Raw genomic sequence first — 14,746 nt, 5'->3', positions numbered from 1 at the left:
ATGCCCGTTCCCGTCTCGCTGCGCGCCATCGATATCGGCTACGGCACTACCGCCGTGGTCAGGGACCTCGATCTCGAGGTCGCCCCCGGTGAATTCCTGGTCCTGCTGGGGCCATCGGGCTGCGGCAAGTCCACCCTGCTCAATGCCATTGCCGGTCTTACCGATATCGCGGATGGCGAGATCTGGATCGGCGAGCGCAATGTCACTTGGGCCGACCCCAAGGACAGGGGCATCGGCATGGTGTTCCAGTCCTATGCGCTCTATCCCAATATGAACGTGGAGAAGAATCTGAGCTTTGGGCTCACCGTCGCCGGTGTGCCCAGGGACGAGATCACCCGTCGGGTCAAGCGCGCCTCGGCAATCCTGCAGCTCGATGATTATCTCAAGCGTCGCCCCGCGGCACTGTCCGGCGGCCAGCGCCAGCGCGTTGCCATCGGCCGCGCCCTGGTGCGGGACGTGGACATTTTCCTGTTCGACGAACCACTTTCCAATCTCGATGCCAAGCTGCGGGCCGAACTCAGGGTCGAGATCAAGAAACTGCACCAGGAGCTGGGCAGTACCATGATCTATGTGACCCATGATCAGGTGGAAGCCATGACGCTGGCCGACCGCATCGCCATCATGCGCGACGGCGTGATCCAGCAACTCGCCAGCCCCAGGGAAATCTACCACCAGCCAGCCAATCTCTTCGTTGCCGGCTTCATCGGTTCCCCGGCCATGAATCTCGTCGACGGCATGCTGGCCCATGATGGCGAGCGTACCGCGTTCCGCTCCGATCTGATTTCAGCTGACCTGTCGGACTACCCCTTCCTGACGGCGCCGCTCAATGGCGACCGGGCCGTCGTCGTTGGTCTGCGCCCCGAGCAGATCACGCTGGGGCACGGAACCGGACTACCCGAAGTCCCCGCAACCATCAGCGTTATCGAGGCCATGGGCCCCGACACCGTCCTCTGGTGCACCGCCGGCAAATCTACGCTGAGCCTCAGGGTGCCCGGCGACTTTGCCGGACACCTTGGTGACCGCGTTGTGTTGGGTCTCGATCTGGCGCGAGCTTCCCTGTTCGACAAGGCGACCGGCATACGGCTGTAGCCTTTGCCGGATGATACCTGAGGGCGTTGCGTCCGGCAGCACGACCTGAATGATCTGATCGAGACGTCCCGATTGCGTCAGCGTATCCGGTTGCACATCCACCCGATTTGCACCTTGGATGGGACACGTCCACTGCCGGGATAGGCATCGGTTTAAGCGTCCGCCAGACCCGGTAATGGCAGCCTTTGCCGACCCGGCCTGTACCTGGTGGATACTCCCTTGACAAATTAATGAGTGTACTCATATATGAGAGCACTCACAACAATCCTGATCTATCCTCCATCCCATCAATCCAGGAACACCTCCATGAACTCGAATCTCCCCTCAAGCGACATAGTCATCCCCGCCTACAAAGACGCGCCGGCGCGGACGATCACCGCAGGCGGCGTCACCTATGCCTACCGCGAGCTGGGGCCAAAGGGCGGCATTCCCGTGGTCTTTTTCGTTCACCTGGCGGCAAATCTCGACAATTGGGACCCGCGCATCATCGATCCGATTGCCAAGGGCCACCACGTGATCACCTTCGACAATCGCGGCGTTGGCGCCTCCAGCGGCCAGGTTCCGGACACCATCGAGGCGATGGCCGACGATGCCGAGACCTTCATCAAGGCGCTCGGATTCGACAAGGTCGACATCTTCTCCTTCTCCCTGGGCGGCATGGTGGCACAGGCTCTCGTGGTCAAGCATCCAGGCCTGGTCCGCAAGCTCATCCTCACCGGCACCGGCCCTGCTGGTGGCAAGGACATAGACAAGGTCGCCGGTGTCACTTACTTCGATATCCTGCGCGCCACCCTGACCCGGTCGGACCCCAAGGAATTCCTGTTCTTCAACCGCAACGCCAGCGGTAAGCCGGCGGGCCGCGCCTTTGTCGACAGGTTAAAGGAGCGCACGCGGGACCGCGACGTGCCGGTCACGCTGAAGGCATTCGGCACGCAGCTCAAGGCGATTGCTGCATGGGGGCGCTCGCCTTCGGCCGACCTGTCCAGGATCACCCAGCCCACCCTGATCGCCAATGGCGACAATGACCGGATGGTGCCCTCGGTGCTGTCTACGGACATGCACCGCCGCATCAAGGGATCCGAACTGATCATCTATCCCGACTCCGGCCATGGCGGCATCTTCCAGTTCCATGAGAAGTTCGCCCCCCTCGCCGTCCAGTTCCTCGATCGCTGAGGAAGCAAAATGGCTACGACACCTCTGAAGTTCAGAAAGCGCTTTTCGTCATCGATCCTGTTGTGGGTACGATCCGATCAGCCCCGCCAAACCGGCCTGGACTACTGGAAGGGTCCGCATTCCAAGATCATCTCGGCCAGCCCGGGTCTTGACGAGTACCGGCAGACACACCTTGCCGAAGCCAATCATGGCCTATGGCCGTCGACTCCAGGCGTCGAGACGGCGATCCCGTCCGGCCGCAAGATTGACGGCGTCGCCCAGGTCACGTTCCAGTCCGTGCTCTCGGCTCTGGCAGGGGGCGAGCAGAACAAGCTGGCCTTCAAGGACGAAGTCAACGTCTTTCGACGTACGCTGCTCTATCTTGGCCTGCCCAATTGGGCACGCTGGTACGAGGTCGGTCGGCAGGGCGACAAGGTTGGCTCCCGCGTCCTGGTCTATCTGCGCCGCCGCGACGGCGTCAGCGGAGGCAGTTTCCGGCGCTTCATCAACGATAAGCTGGCACCGGCACTCGCTGGCACAGAAGCACTGAAGGAACTGCGGACCGAGACCTTCCTGCCCTGGAGCAAGGGCCTGTGGAACACGCCAAATGTCGCCCACGACAATCCGGCCGATCAACGGTTCCACGCCTCGGTGATGCTCGGCTTCGCCAGCGCCGAGGAACAGGCTGCATTCTTCGAGAGCGGCAAGCTTGCGGACCTGTCGGCCGTGCTGGGTCGCTTCGCATCGGCCGCCCACGCCTACCAGGTTTCGGAGGCGCTGACCTTTGTGCGGGATGGCGCTATCCTGCCGCAGTATCAGCGATAGCGTATGACGACTCACAGGAAAGACCGGATGCCTCAGAGCGCACAGCCCATCGGACGCCGCGAGCGAAACAAGCGGGACAAGCTGGAACGCATCATTGCTGCTGCACGCGAACTCTTCGACGCCAATGGCGTCGATGCTGTGACCACGCAGCAGATCGCCGACAAAGCCGACATCGGCACCGGAACGCTGTTCCTCTACGCCAAGAGCAAGAGCGAATTGCTCCTGCTCGTGCAGAATTCCGGCTATGTCGCAGCTCTCGAAGAGGGCAGAGCGGCCGCAGAGCGCACGATCGGCGTTGTTGAAGCAGTATTGGCCATTATTCGCCCGGTCGTGGAGTGCAACCGCAGCCATGTCGAGAATGGACGGACCTACCTTAGAGAACTCGTCTTCGGAGACCCCGAGGAGCCCCACCATCGGGAAGCGCTTATGCTAACCCTCAAGACGGAGGCGGCGGTGGCAGCTGTCTTGTGTCGCGACAAGCGCATCGGGCCCGACGACGCCGCGACACTGGCGCAGATCATCTCGGCCATCATGTTCCTGGGCATGGCGACAACGATCAATGCCCACCGAACGGTCGACGAAATTATCGCTGAAATTGCCCACCGCGTGCGGGTGATGCTGCCTGGCGAACCCGACGTCCTACCGACATAGGTGGGCTGCGTCTGCTGAAAGAGTGGAACCAGGCCCCCACTCAACCTTACCCATGAGGCTCGCGCCTGCTTGTCGCTGTCTTCAGCGTCGTTGTTCTTCTCGCCGCGCTGGCAAGTGCCCAGGAAAATCGCGTCTCCGAGAATTTTGCCGAATACGTCCGATAAGCCACTGCTGATCGCCTGCACCAGGGGCCGCACCTTGCGGCGAGAGCTCAGGTTACTGCAATTCTTGGAGTTTTGTCGCGAGTCACCAGGGGTCGAAGAACCCTGCATCCTCCTCCAGCAGGTACTTCTTGGCTCCCACCGGATCGATATCAAGTCCAAGACCCGGTGCCGGTAGCAGTTCGACATGGCTGTCGGTGACGATCGTCTCCGGCAGGCCGATGACAATGTCTTCCCACCATGGGTCGGACGCGCTGGGATACTCGAAGGCGATGTAGTTGGCTGGCAAAGTGGCGCACACGTTGATCAGCGCACCAAGACCAAGCAGGCCATTGGCGGTGCCGTGCGGCGCCATCATGATCGAGTGCATATAGGCATGCTCGGCGACCCACTTGAGCTCGGCGATACCGCCGATATCGGCCGGATCGGGGCCAATGACGCGCACTGCCTGCGTCTCGATCAACTCCTTGAAATTGTGCCGCAGGTAGATCTGTTCGCCGGTATGGATCGGTGTCGACGTCGAGGTGGTCAACTCGCGATAGGCCTGCGGATTGACCCAGGGGACATAGTCGCCGGTCAGCATGTCCTCGAGCCACATCAGATTGTATTTCTCAACCGCCTGCGCAAAGCGGATGGCGTCCGGCAGAAACCAGCCCGGCCCGCAATCGAGCGCCAGGGACACCTTGTCACCGAGGACTTCCTTCATGGCGATGACGCAATCGAGCATGTGGTTGAAGCCGCGCTCGGAGATCTGCCCCTGGTCCATCGCGCCGTGGTAGCCGGCCTTGCTTTGACGCACGCCATAGTGAAAGTCGTCGATGCTGTCCTTCATGTTGGAGTGGAAGCTGATGCCCTGCTTGACCATGAAGAAGTTCTGCGGCTGCTCCATCATCCATTTGACGTCGGCGGCATAATCCTCGGGCCGGTCACCGGTGCGCTTCTGACGGATGGAGCCGTTATAGACGCGGATCTTGTCGCGCACCTTGCCGCCCAGCAGCTTGTAGGCCGGGACATTGGCCGCCTTGCCGGCAATGTCCCATAGCGCGTGCTCGATCGCCGAGACCGCGGCGCCATAGGGCTTGAAGCTACCGCGCTGGCGGATTTTCAGCATGCACCGCTCGACGTCAGTGGGGTCCTCGCCGATCAGCGCATCACGGAAATGCAGCACCCACGGCTTGATGTAGGTCTTGGTGAACTCCACCTCGCCCAGCCCGTAGAGGCCTTCATCGGTGACGATGCGCACGATGGGGTGCTTGCCGATGACGGCGCAGCGCAGGTCGGTGATCTTCACGGCAGCCCCTACTTCACCGATGAGAAGCCGGTCGGCGCCAGCAACTGGCTGCCGATACTGGCGATGATCGGGCCATGGCGCTCGGAGTCGTCGCGGGCCTTGTGCCAGGCCGGATCGGCGACGAAGGCGGCCCATTTCGCCTCGCGCTCGGCGAGGGATTGCCAGGCCAGGAAATAGGTCAGACGGTTGCTGTTTTCACCGATTACCGTGGTGAAGAACCCGGCCTGGCGGATGCCGTGGCTGTCCCATATGCCCAGCGTATGGTCGCTGAACCGCTGCAGCAGAGCCGGCAGCTTGCCCGGCAGGCAGTCATAGACTCGCAGTTCGTAAATCATCGTTCTTCCCGAATTGTCACTTCATTATCGTCTTGCCCTGGAGCCCGTCAGCTCCAGGTGCGGTCCCAGGAATATTCGTCGTCCCAGTGATCGGTCGGCTGCCAGATGCCGGTGACGCCTGGCTGCAGGTGCTGGCGGATCACCTCGTCGACGACGTCGTCGATGCCGAGGCCGGGCTTGTCGGGCACCTCGATGAAGCCGTCCTGGACCAGGGGCTTGGGAAGGCCGGTGACGATGTCATCCCACCAGTCGACCTCGACGCTGTGATACTCGAGCGCCATGAAGTTTTCCGTGGCGATGGCGACATGTGCGGCGGCCATGGCGGCGATGGGGCTTTCGGCCATGTGGATGGCCATGGCCACGCCATGCTCCTGTGCCGCATCGCCGATCTTCTTGGTTTCGAGGATACCGCCCGAGGTCAGCAGATCGGGATGGATGACCGAGATGCCGGACCTGAGCAGCGGTTCGAAGCCTTCCTTGAGGTAGATGTCCTCGCCAGTGCAGATCGGCACCGTGGTCGCTTGCTGGAGCTGCTGGTACTGCTCGGTATATTGCCAGGGGACGACATCCTCGAGCCATGCGGGGACGTATTTTTCAATGCGCCGTGCCAGCCTAATGCCGTTCTGCAGCGAGATGTGCCCAACATGGTCTATGGCGAGCGGGACCTCGTAGCCGATGACGTCGCGCACTTCGGCAATGTACTGCTCAAGCAGGTCGAGGCCCTTGTCAGTGAAGTGCAGGCCGCTGAATGGGTGGCGGACATTGTGCGTATCGTAGACGGCGTTGCGGGCACGGCGGTCTTCCATGGTCCTGACCGCATCCCGATTGGGGTGGATGCGATACCCCTCCAGTGACCCCGCGGGGGCGACAACCGCGCCGGGCACGTCAGCAATCTGCATCAGGCCCAGGTCCATCTTGAGGAAGGTGAAGCCGAGATCCATGCGCGCCTTGAGGCGCTTGCCGGTCTCCGTGCCGCTGGGCTTTTCGGCGTCGGTATCGCAATAGACGCGGACCTTGTCGCGAAACTTGCCGCCGAGCATCTGGTAGATCGGCACGCCATAGGCCTTGCCGGCGAGATCCCAGAGGGCAATCTCGATGGCCGAGACGCCACCGCCCTGCCGACCGTGGCCGCCGAACTGCTTGATGCGACGGAACAGCCGGTCGATATCGCAGGGGTTTTCGCCGAGCAGCCGGCTCTTGAGCATCAGCGCATAGCTGGCGCTGGCGCCGTCGCGGACTTCACCCAGGCCGACAATGCCCTGGTTGGTGTAGATCTTGATCAGCGCCGAGGTGAATGGCGCGCCGACGATCTCGGCGACGCGCAGGTCGGTGATGCGCAACTCGCTTGGGCGCGATGCGGTGCGGATATTGTTCTCGATCATCTCGACAGCCCTGTTCGCGTCCATTCAGTCGAAGTCCACCAGGTTGGCCTTGAGATAGTCCCGGTTCATTTCGATACCGAGGCCCGGCGCCCTGTTGAGCTTGAGGCTGCCATTGGAATTGTCGAGTGGCTTGTCGATCAGGTGATCGTATTTGCTGAGGTTCCATTCCGACGTTTCGAGCCGGTAGAAGTTGGGCACCGTCATCATCACCTGCGCGCCGGCGACGACGTTGATCGGCCCGGCCGCGTCATGCGGCGAGACGGGAATGTAGTAGGCCTCGCAGAGGGCGGATATTTTCTTGAGCTCGGTGATGCCACCCGTCCATGTGACATCGGGCATGATGTAGTCGGCCAGCTTGTTCTCGAGGATCGGCACGAAATCCCATTTGGTGTGACCGCGTTCGCCCCAGGAAATTGCCGCATTGACCTTATCGCGGACCTGCTTGAGCGCGTTGAGACTCTCGGGGGGAACGGGCTCCTCGAACCAGTCGATATTGCCGGCCTCTTCAAGGGTGCGACAGAGGCGGATAGCAGTCGGCACATCGAAACGGCCATGCGCGTCGATCAGGATTTCGACATCGGGCCCCGCGGTCTGGCGAATGAGGGCGGTCAATTCGGCCGCCTCGCGCTCGTCCTTCCGGTTCATGGAACCATCAAGATAGCCCTCGGACTGCTCGCGCGCATAGCCGTTCTTGTCCTTGGGGCCCTGTTGCGGGAACGGATCGAACTTCAGCGCGGTGTGTCCCGAAGCAACAATGTCGCGAATTTCCTGCATCACCGCTTCGGTGCTGGTGAACTTGCGCTGGTCGGGATGGGTGTAAAGCAGGATCTCGTCGCGCACCGGCCCGCCGAGCAGTTCGTAGATCGGCTGGCCCAGCACCTTGCCACGAATATCCCACAGCGCGATGTCGACGGCGCTCACGCATTCTACAGCAGCACCGCGGCTGCCCGCATAGGTGAAGTTGCGGAAGATTTTGTGCCAGATGCGCTCGATATGGGCGGGATCGTCGCCCTCGATGATCTTGCTGATCTGCTTGAGCATGACGCAAAGCGCGCGATTGGCGACGAAGGTCGTGGTGGTGATTTCACCCCAGCCGGACACGCCTTCGTCGGTCGTCACCTCCACGAACAGGAATTCGCCCCAGTAGGACGCGGAGGACTTGATCAGCCAGGGCCTGACACCCGTGATTTTCATTCTCTGTTGCCTTTCGGTGAGGTTGGGAACGGCATCTTCGTCCCGAAGCGATGCGCTACCCGGCTCTTTCAGCGCTGTAGGCGCGCATCTGTTCAAGGATGTGCCGTCCCGAGCCTTCGACGTGGCGGGCAACGCACTCGGCCGCCTTGTCGGCTTCTCCGGCCTTGACCAATTCGATGAGTTCGCGATGCTCGCGGATGACCTGGCTGCGCCGGGCCAGCGTATAGGGGAAGCGCTGGGTGACCGACCGCAGCACCTGGCGATGCTTCCACCAGATTTCAGCCGCGTGCCGGTTGTAATGGCGCTGATAGACGATCGTGTGAAACTGCACGTCCAGACCGCTGTGGAGCACGGCATCGACGAAATTGTTCTCTTCGATAAGGCGCTGGATGCGCTCGAGTTCGGCAATGTCTTCGTCGGTTGCCATCCCGACGAACCAACGCGTGAGGGCCGGTTCGATGAGCGTACTGATCTCGTAGATGTTGCGAACAAAGTCGTGGTCGATCGGCCGGACGCGGGCACCACGATTGGGCGAAAACACCACGAAGCCCTCGCCGCGCAGCATCTGCAGAGCTTCACGAACCGGATTGGTGGAGGTGCCCAGCCGTTCGGCGAGATCGGCGACAACCAGCCGCTCATTGGGTTTCAGCCGCCCGGAAAGAATGTCCTCGCGAATAGTCTCATAGAGCGAAACCGCACGCTGACTGGAGACGTCGATCTCCTCCAGTCCCAAAGGGGGTGTAATCTTGAACTCACTGGTGCTGGCCAAGGTTCGCTCCTGCTTTGTTGGGTCATATCATACATATCCAACGACAAACAATGTACGATCCTTCTGTGTTGACACGCAATATGGCATCTGCAACGGTACAAGCCACTGCGACCGCACATAAAGAGGCCTGGAGGCCCGCTGAGCGATGTCGCATGGCCTGTCGCCACAGGAGCGGGCAGGGACACAGGAGGACTCTATGAGGAACTACGGTTTTGGCCGTGCGCTTGCGCGTGGCATGGCAGTCTCTACACTGATGGTGTCGATGATGAGCACGTCGGTGCTCGGTCAGAGCGTCGATCTCAGCCAATGGTCGCCAGAATATGTGCGGTCGATCGCTGGAACCGAAGAGTTTGATACCGCCGAACTGTGCGGAGCGGTCACCCCGCTCGACTATGAAGGCAAGCTGAGCTTCTGGTACCAGGGCGTGTTCGAGGGCGACCCCGATCTGCTGCGCCAGTATTACAAGGACTTCTTCGAGGCCTTCCGCACTACCTACCCGAATATCGAGCTTGAGGAGCAGGCGCTCACCTATAACGACCTGCTCGACAAGTTCCGCACCGCGCTGCTTGGTAATGCCGGCCCGATGGTGGTGCGTCTGCAGATCCTGGGCGGCGTCGAGTTTGCCTCCAAGGGTTATCTCCAGGAACTGAGCCCCGAGGATGTCGGCTGGAAGACCGAGGATTTCTGGCCGGGCGCCATGAAGTCGGTGATGTGGGAGGGCAAGACCTACGGCATCCCGACCAATAACGAGACGATGGCCCTGATCTGGAACGCCGATATCTTCGAGCGGGCCGGACTTGATCCGGAAACGCCGCCTGCGACCTGGGATGACGTGGTCGCCTATTCCAAGCAGATCCACGACAAGCTCGGGGTCGCCGGCTACGGCCTGGTGGCCCGCAAGAATGCCGGCAATACGCCCTACCGCTTCATGCCCCAGCTCTGGGGCTATGGCGGCGGCGTGTTCGACGAAGCCGATCCGAACCCTACCTACGGGGAAATTCGGCTTGATAGCGACGCCAGCAAGCAGGCTCTCCAGGCTTCCTATGACATGTATGTCCGCGACCAGTCGGTCCCCGTTTCGGCCCTGACCAACCAGCAGGCCGATAACCAGCCACTATTTCTGACCGGCCAGCTCGGCATGATGATCTCCCATCCGTCCGACTATAACGTGATGCTCGATCTGCGGGCCAAGGCCACCGGCGAGGATCAGGCAAAGGCCCAGACCGTCATCGACAACATGCGCTATGGACTGATCCCGACCGGTCCGGACGGCAAGCGCGCTGTGGTCTTCGGCGGTTCCAACATCCACATTCTGAACCCCGAATATGTCGAGGGTGGCGAAGTGGACCAGGCGGCTGCCAAGGCGATGGTCTGCTTCTGGACGAGCCCGGAATGGTCGCTGAAAATGGCCTATGCCGGCTCCAATCCCGGCAATCTCAACGGCTTCAAGACCAAGTGGATGAAGGAACGCCTCGACACCATCAAGTTCCTCGATGTCACGACCTCGATGCTGCCCTATGGCGTCCCCTTCCCGACGCTGCCGGAAACGCCCGAGATCATGAACATCATCATCCCCGACATGCTGCAGAATGCCCTGACCGGCGCGATGACCGTCGAAGAAGCGGCTGACGACGCAGCCCAGAAGGTCAGGGACCTGACAGAAGGCGGCGGCCTCTAAGGCCGACCTTTTCAAAATCGACCGGTGGCGCCCCGCGCCGCCGGTCTCTTTCCTGCCAGGATGCGGAGCACCTCGATGACCACACTTACAGGCCATGCCAACGCTCCCCGCGGGATTATCCCTGCGCGTCCCAGCATTGTGCAGCAAATGTGGAATAGCCGCGCCGACTACCTCTATGTGCTACCGGCCATTGTGGTGATGCTGATCGTCATCGCCTATCCGATCTACTACACGATCGACCTGTCTTTCTTCAAAACGCCGCCGGGGCTCCAGCTCCGCGACAAGATTTTCGTCGGTGCCGACAACTACACTGCCATTCTCTCCAGCGAGGTGTTCTGGCGCGTCACGCTCAACACCGCGATCTGGACCTTTGCCTCCACGCTCATCGCCTTCGTTCTGGGCTATGGCGCCGCGCTGGCGCTACATCGCGACTTTGCCGGCCGTGCCGTGCTGCGCGCCATATTGATCATCCCCTGGGTCATCAGCGCGGTTGCCGCGTCCTACATCTGGAAATGGATGTACCACTCCGATTTCGGCATCATCGGCCAGGTCCTCGTTCAGCTCGGGGTCACCGACCGCCAGCCAAATTTCATCGACAACGTCCACACCGTCCTGCCCTCACTGATCGTGGTCAACATCTGGCGCGAGTTCCCCTTCGCCATGATCATGATCATGGCCGGCCTGCAGACGGTCCCCGAGCAGCTCCTGCGCGCTGCCAGGGTGGACGGCGCTTCGGCGTGGCAGCGCTTCTGGCACGTGACGTTCCCGCATTTGAGAAGTGTCTCGACGGTGACAATCCTTTTGCTGGCTGTGGCGAACTTCAACTCTTTCATTGTGCCCTGGATCACCACTGGCGGCGGTCCCTCCAACGCCTCCCATATCTGGATCACCCATATCTACGAGCTTGCGTTCGGACGTCAGCGCTGGGGTGTGGCTGCCGCCTATTCGGTGCTGCTGTTCATCATCCTGATGGTCCTGGGCTACTTCTACGTACGTGCCCTGAGCGGCAACGAGAGCAAGGAGCAAGGTGCGTGACCTCGATCTCTGACACCGTAACCCCGCGTAGCCGCAGGGGCATCGACGGCTGGCGCTGGACCGGACGCATATTCCTTCTCATCATGCTGCTCTACACCGCCCTGCCGATGGTGTGGATGCTGCTGACCTCGATCAAGTCAGGCTTCGCGGCCATGCAGTTCCCACCACAATGGTGGCCGTCCGAGCCGACCCTGGCCAGCTACCAGAAACTGCTTGATCCGCAGAACAGCGTGGGCCAGGACTTCCTGCGCTTCTTCTGGAACAGCCTGTTCGTATCGACGGTCACCACGATTCTAGCCGTGCTCGTCGCTGTTCCCGCCGCCTATGCTTTCTCCCGGTTCCATTTTCCCGGTCGCCGCTTCCTGTTCTTTGCGGTGCTGCTGCGCAACATGTTCCCGGCGGTCATCTTCCTCGTACCGCTCTTTATCCTCATGCGCTGGCTCGGCCTGGTGAACACGCATGGATCGCTGATCCTCACTTACCTTACCTTCGGCCTGCCGCTCGCCATCTGGCTGCTCAAGGGGTTCTACGACAATATCCCGATCCAGCTCGAACAGGCGGCGCGCATCGACGGCGCCACGCGTTTCCAGGCGTTCCTCCTGATCGTCACGCCGCTGTCAGTGCCCGGCATCATCGCCACGGCGATCTACTCCTTCATCGGTGCCTGGAACGAATATATCTACGCCGCCACCTTTCTCACCAAGAACGAGCAGCTCACGTTGCCGGTCGGCATCCAGCGTTTCTTCTCGGAGAACACGACGGACTTTCCGGGTCTGATGGCCGCCAGCTTCATCATGAGCGTACCGGTCGTGGTGCTGTTCCTCATCCTCCAGAAGTATTTCGTACGCGCGCTCACCGAAGGCGCGGTCAAACACTAAAAGGTTATCCAATGGCCCAGGTGGTCCTCAGAGATCTCGTCAAGACCTACGGCTCGGTCTATGCCGCCAAGGACGTCTCGCTGACGGTCAATGACGGGGAGTTCGTCGCCCTGGTGGGACCATCGGGCTGCGGCAAGACGACAACGCTCAATTTGGTGGCCGGGCTCATCCCCATAACCTCGGGCGATATCGTGATCGGCGACCGGATCGTCAACGATCTCGATCCCAAGGACCGGGACATCGCCATGGTGTTCCAGAACTACGCGCTTTATCCGCAAAAGTCGGTTTTCCAGAACCTCGCCTTCCCCCTGCAGATGCGCAAGCTGCCCAAGGCCGAGATCGAGAGCAAGGTTCTTGAGGCCGCCAAGGTGCTCGACATCACCCACCTGCTCGAACGCAAGCCGCGTGAACTGTCGGGCGGCCAGCAGCAGCGCGTGGCCCTCGGTCGGGCGCTGGTGCGCGACCCCGCCGTGTTCCTGATGGACGAGCCGCTGTCAAACCTCGATGCCAAACTGCGCGTGCAGATGCGCAGCGAAATCAAACGTTTCCATCAGGATCTAAAGGCCACCATCATCTACGTGACTCATGACCAGCTCGAAGCCGTGACCATGGCCGACAAGATGGCCGTGATGAATGGTGGACTGCTGCAGCAATATGACTCGCCAGCGCAGGTCTTCGCCAATCCCGTCAACATGTTCGTCGCCAGCTTCATCGGCAGTCCGGCCATGAGCCTGGTGCCGCTCGAAGTGCGCACAGTCGACGGTCGGGCTGCGCTCAACAGCGCCGAAGGGTGGAACCTGCCCCTGTCGGACCGCAATGCCCGAAAGGTGGCAGCGGCCAGCTCTAACAAGGTCGTACTGGGGGCGCGCCACTCGACGATCAAGTTGCACAGGACGCAGGTAAACGCGTCCGTTCCGGCCAAGGTCTATACCGTGGAGCCGACAGGCGACATTACCTTTGTCCAGGCCTTCCTTTCCGGTGCCATCGTCAATATCAGCCTGCCACCCACCGTGATGGTCACACCCGACGAAATGGTATGGCTGGAGTTCGACCAGGACCGCATTCACCTCTTCGACGGCCAGACCGAGATGGCATTGCGCGCCGACTGAACCGGCGAGTCCACCCGAGACCAATCATGCCCACCAAACTGAAGATCACAGCCATCAAACCCTACCCGGTCCTGGTTGGTATCCGGAACCAGTTCCTCCTCAAGATTGAGACTGATCAGGGCATCAGCGGCTGGGGCGAAAGTGGCCTGTCCGGCCGCGAAAAGGCAGTGGCGGGCGCCATCGAGCATTACCGCGAGTTTCTGATCGGCCAGGACGCGATGCAGATCGGCCGGATCTGGCAGGAACTGTACCGCAGCCAGTATTTCGAGGGCGGTCGCGTCCTGCAGGCCGCGATCTCGGCCATCGACATTGCGCTGCACGACATCAAGGGCAAGGCGCTGGGCGTGCCGGTCTATGAGCTGCTCGGCGGCAAGCAGCGCAACGTGATCCCAACCTTTGCCTCCACTGGGGACGGCGCAGGCGAAGGCGCGATCGAGCGTGCGCACGAACTGCGGGCCATGGGGTTCGACGCCATCCGCTTCTTCCCGATCGGCCAGGACAGCCGCGATATTTTCGAGCCGCGCCAGTCGATTGCCGCTACCGCGCGCATCCTCAACAAGGCGCGTGAGGACCTGGGCAGCGAAGTCGTTCTCGGCATCGATTACCACCATCGCCTGTCGGTGGCCGAGGCCGCCAGCTTCTGTAACAAGCTCGACAAGGGCGTGCTCGATTTCCTCGAGGAACCCATCCGCGACGAGACGCCGGAAGCCTACGAATCGCTGCGCAGCATGACCGATATTCCCTTCGCCATCGGCGAGGAATTCGCCAGCAAGTGGCAGTTCGTGCCCTACATCGAACGCGGCATCCACCAGTTCAACCGTCTCGACGTCTGCAATGTCGGCGGGTTGACCGAGGCCATGAAGGTGGCCGGCTGGAGCGAAGCCCACTATGTCGACCTGATGCCGCACAATCCGCTGGGCCCGGTCTGCACCGCGGCGACCGTACATTTCGCGGCCGCAGTGCCCAACTTTGCCTGGCTTGAAACGCGCGCGCCGGAGCGGGCGCTCGGCTTCGATAACAGCGAGTTTTTCCCCGTGCAGCCGCAACTGGAAGGCGCGGTCTATCCGGTCAGCGACGCGCCGGGCCTGGGGGTCGAGGTCAATGAAGACCTCCTCGCCAAGCAGAGCTTCAAATTCTGGGAGGCACCGCACCTGCGGCGCAACGACGGTTCGGTGACGAACTGGTAGATTCAGGACG

The 14,746-nt window shown here is 61.3% G+C and carries 14 protein-coding genes; 9 read left to right on the top strand and 5 right to left on the bottom strand.

Annotation, left to right across the window (positions count from 1 at the left end; genetic code table 11):
• From V6M52_RS04590 to V6M52_RS04575, 4 genes are all read left to right on the top strand, one after another.
• Window positions 1-1,089: an ABC transporter ATP-binding protein gene (locus V6M52_RS04590; protein WP_332699907.1), complete on the top strand. Its 1,089-nt coding sequence runs from the start codon at window positions 1-3 to the stop codon at window positions 1,087-1,089.
• 306 nt (window positions 1,090-1,395) lie between these two features.
• Window positions 1,396-2,262, top strand: a complete 867-nt coding sequence (locus tag V6M52_RS04585) for an alpha/beta fold hydrolase (protein ID WP_332699904.1) — start codon at window positions 1,396-1,398, stop codon at window positions 2,260-2,262.
• A 9-nt stretch (window positions 2,263-2,271) separates the two neighbouring features.
• Window positions 2,272-3,066, top strand: a complete 795-nt coding sequence (locus V6M52_RS04580) for a hypothetical protein (RefSeq protein WP_332699901.1) — start codon at window positions 2,272-2,274, stop codon at window positions 3,064-3,066.
• Window positions 3,067-3,093: 27 nt separating this feature from the next.
• Window positions 3,094-3,717: a TetR/AcrR family transcriptional regulator gene (locus tag V6M52_RS04575; RefSeq protein ID WP_332699898.1), complete on the top strand. Its 624-nt coding sequence runs from the start codon at window positions 3,094-3,096 to the stop codon at window positions 3,715-3,717.
• 246 nt (window positions 3,718-3,963) lie between these two features.
• Here the strand turns inward: V6M52_RS04575 and V6M52_RS04570 are convergent, their stop codons facing one another.
• From V6M52_RS04570 to V6M52_RS04550, 5 genes are read right to left on the bottom strand one after another with little or no spacing between them, the layout of a single operon-like run.
• Window positions 3,964-5,169, bottom strand: a complete 1,206-nt coding sequence (locus V6M52_RS04570; protein WP_332699895.1) for a mandelate racemase/muconate lactonizing enzyme family protein — start codon at window positions 5,167-5,169, stop codon at window positions 3,964-3,966.
• Window positions 5,170-5,177: 8 nt separating this feature from the next.
• Window positions 5,178-5,504, bottom strand: coding sequence for an NIPSNAP family protein (locus V6M52_RS04565; protein WP_332692743.1), 327 nt, complete (start codon window positions 5,502-5,504; stop codon window positions 5,178-5,180).
• Between the two features lie 47 nt (window positions 5,505-5,551).
• Window positions 5,552-6,910 (bottom strand): mandelate racemase/muconate lactonizing enzyme family protein, encoded by a 1,359-nt coding sequence (locus V6M52_RS04560; RefSeq protein WP_332699892.1) that lies wholly within the window; start codon window positions 6,908-6,910, stop codon window positions 5,552-5,554.
• On the bottom strand, window positions 6,911-8,080 hold the full coding sequence (locus V6M52_RS04555) for a mandelate racemase/muconate lactonizing enzyme family protein (protein ID WP_332699889.1): 1,170 nt from the start codon (window positions 8,078-8,080) through the stop codon (window positions 6,911-6,913).
• Window positions 8,081-8,135: 55 nt separating this feature from the next.
• Window positions 8,136-8,849, bottom strand: coding sequence for a GntR family transcriptional regulator (locus tag V6M52_RS04550; protein ID WP_332692752.1), 714 nt, complete (start codon window positions 8,847-8,849; stop codon window positions 8,136-8,138).
• Between the two features lie 196 nt (window positions 8,850-9,045).
• On the opposite strand from V6M52_RS04550, the gene V6M52_RS04545 reads away from it, so the two are divergent.
• From V6M52_RS04545 to V6M52_RS04525, 5 genes are all read left to right on the top strand, one after another.
• Complete coding sequence (locus V6M52_RS04545; protein ID WP_332692755.1) at window positions 9,046-10,527, top strand: ABC transporter substrate-binding protein; 1,482 nt, start codon at window positions 9,046-9,048, stop codon at window positions 10,525-10,527.
• Window positions 10,528-10,602: 75 nt separating this feature from the next.
• Window positions 10,603-11,562: a carbohydrate ABC transporter permease gene (locus V6M52_RS04540; RefSeq protein WP_332692758.1), complete on the top strand. Its 960-nt coding sequence runs from the start codon at window positions 10,603-10,605 to the stop codon at window positions 11,560-11,562.
• A gap of 83 nt (window positions 11,563-11,645) precedes the next feature.
• Window positions 11,646-12,440, top strand: a complete 795-nt coding sequence (locus tag V6M52_RS04535) for a carbohydrate ABC transporter permease (protein WP_442881817.1) — start codon at window positions 11,646-11,648, stop codon at window positions 12,438-12,440.
• A gap of 11 nt (window positions 12,441-12,451) precedes the next feature.
• Window positions 12,452-13,549 (top strand): ABC transporter ATP-binding protein, encoded by a 1,098-nt coding sequence (locus V6M52_RS04530; RefSeq protein ID WP_332699886.1) that lies wholly within the window; start codon window positions 12,452-12,454, stop codon window positions 13,547-13,549.
• 26 nt (window positions 13,550-13,575) lie between these two features.
• Window positions 13,576-14,736, top strand: a complete 1,161-nt coding sequence (locus V6M52_RS04525; protein WP_332699883.1) for a mandelate racemase/muconate lactonizing enzyme family protein — start codon at window positions 13,576-13,578, stop codon at window positions 14,734-14,736.
• Window positions 14,737-14,746: the final 10 nt, after the last annotated feature.

This window comes from Devosia sp., from assembly GCF_036676215.1.
Taxonomy (GTDB): Bacteria; Pseudomonadota; Alphaproteobacteria; order Rhizobiales; family Devosiaceae; genus Devosia.
The sequence above is the reverse complement of the archived record's forward strand: the minus strand, read 5'-3'. Positions and strand labels throughout refer to the sequence as shown.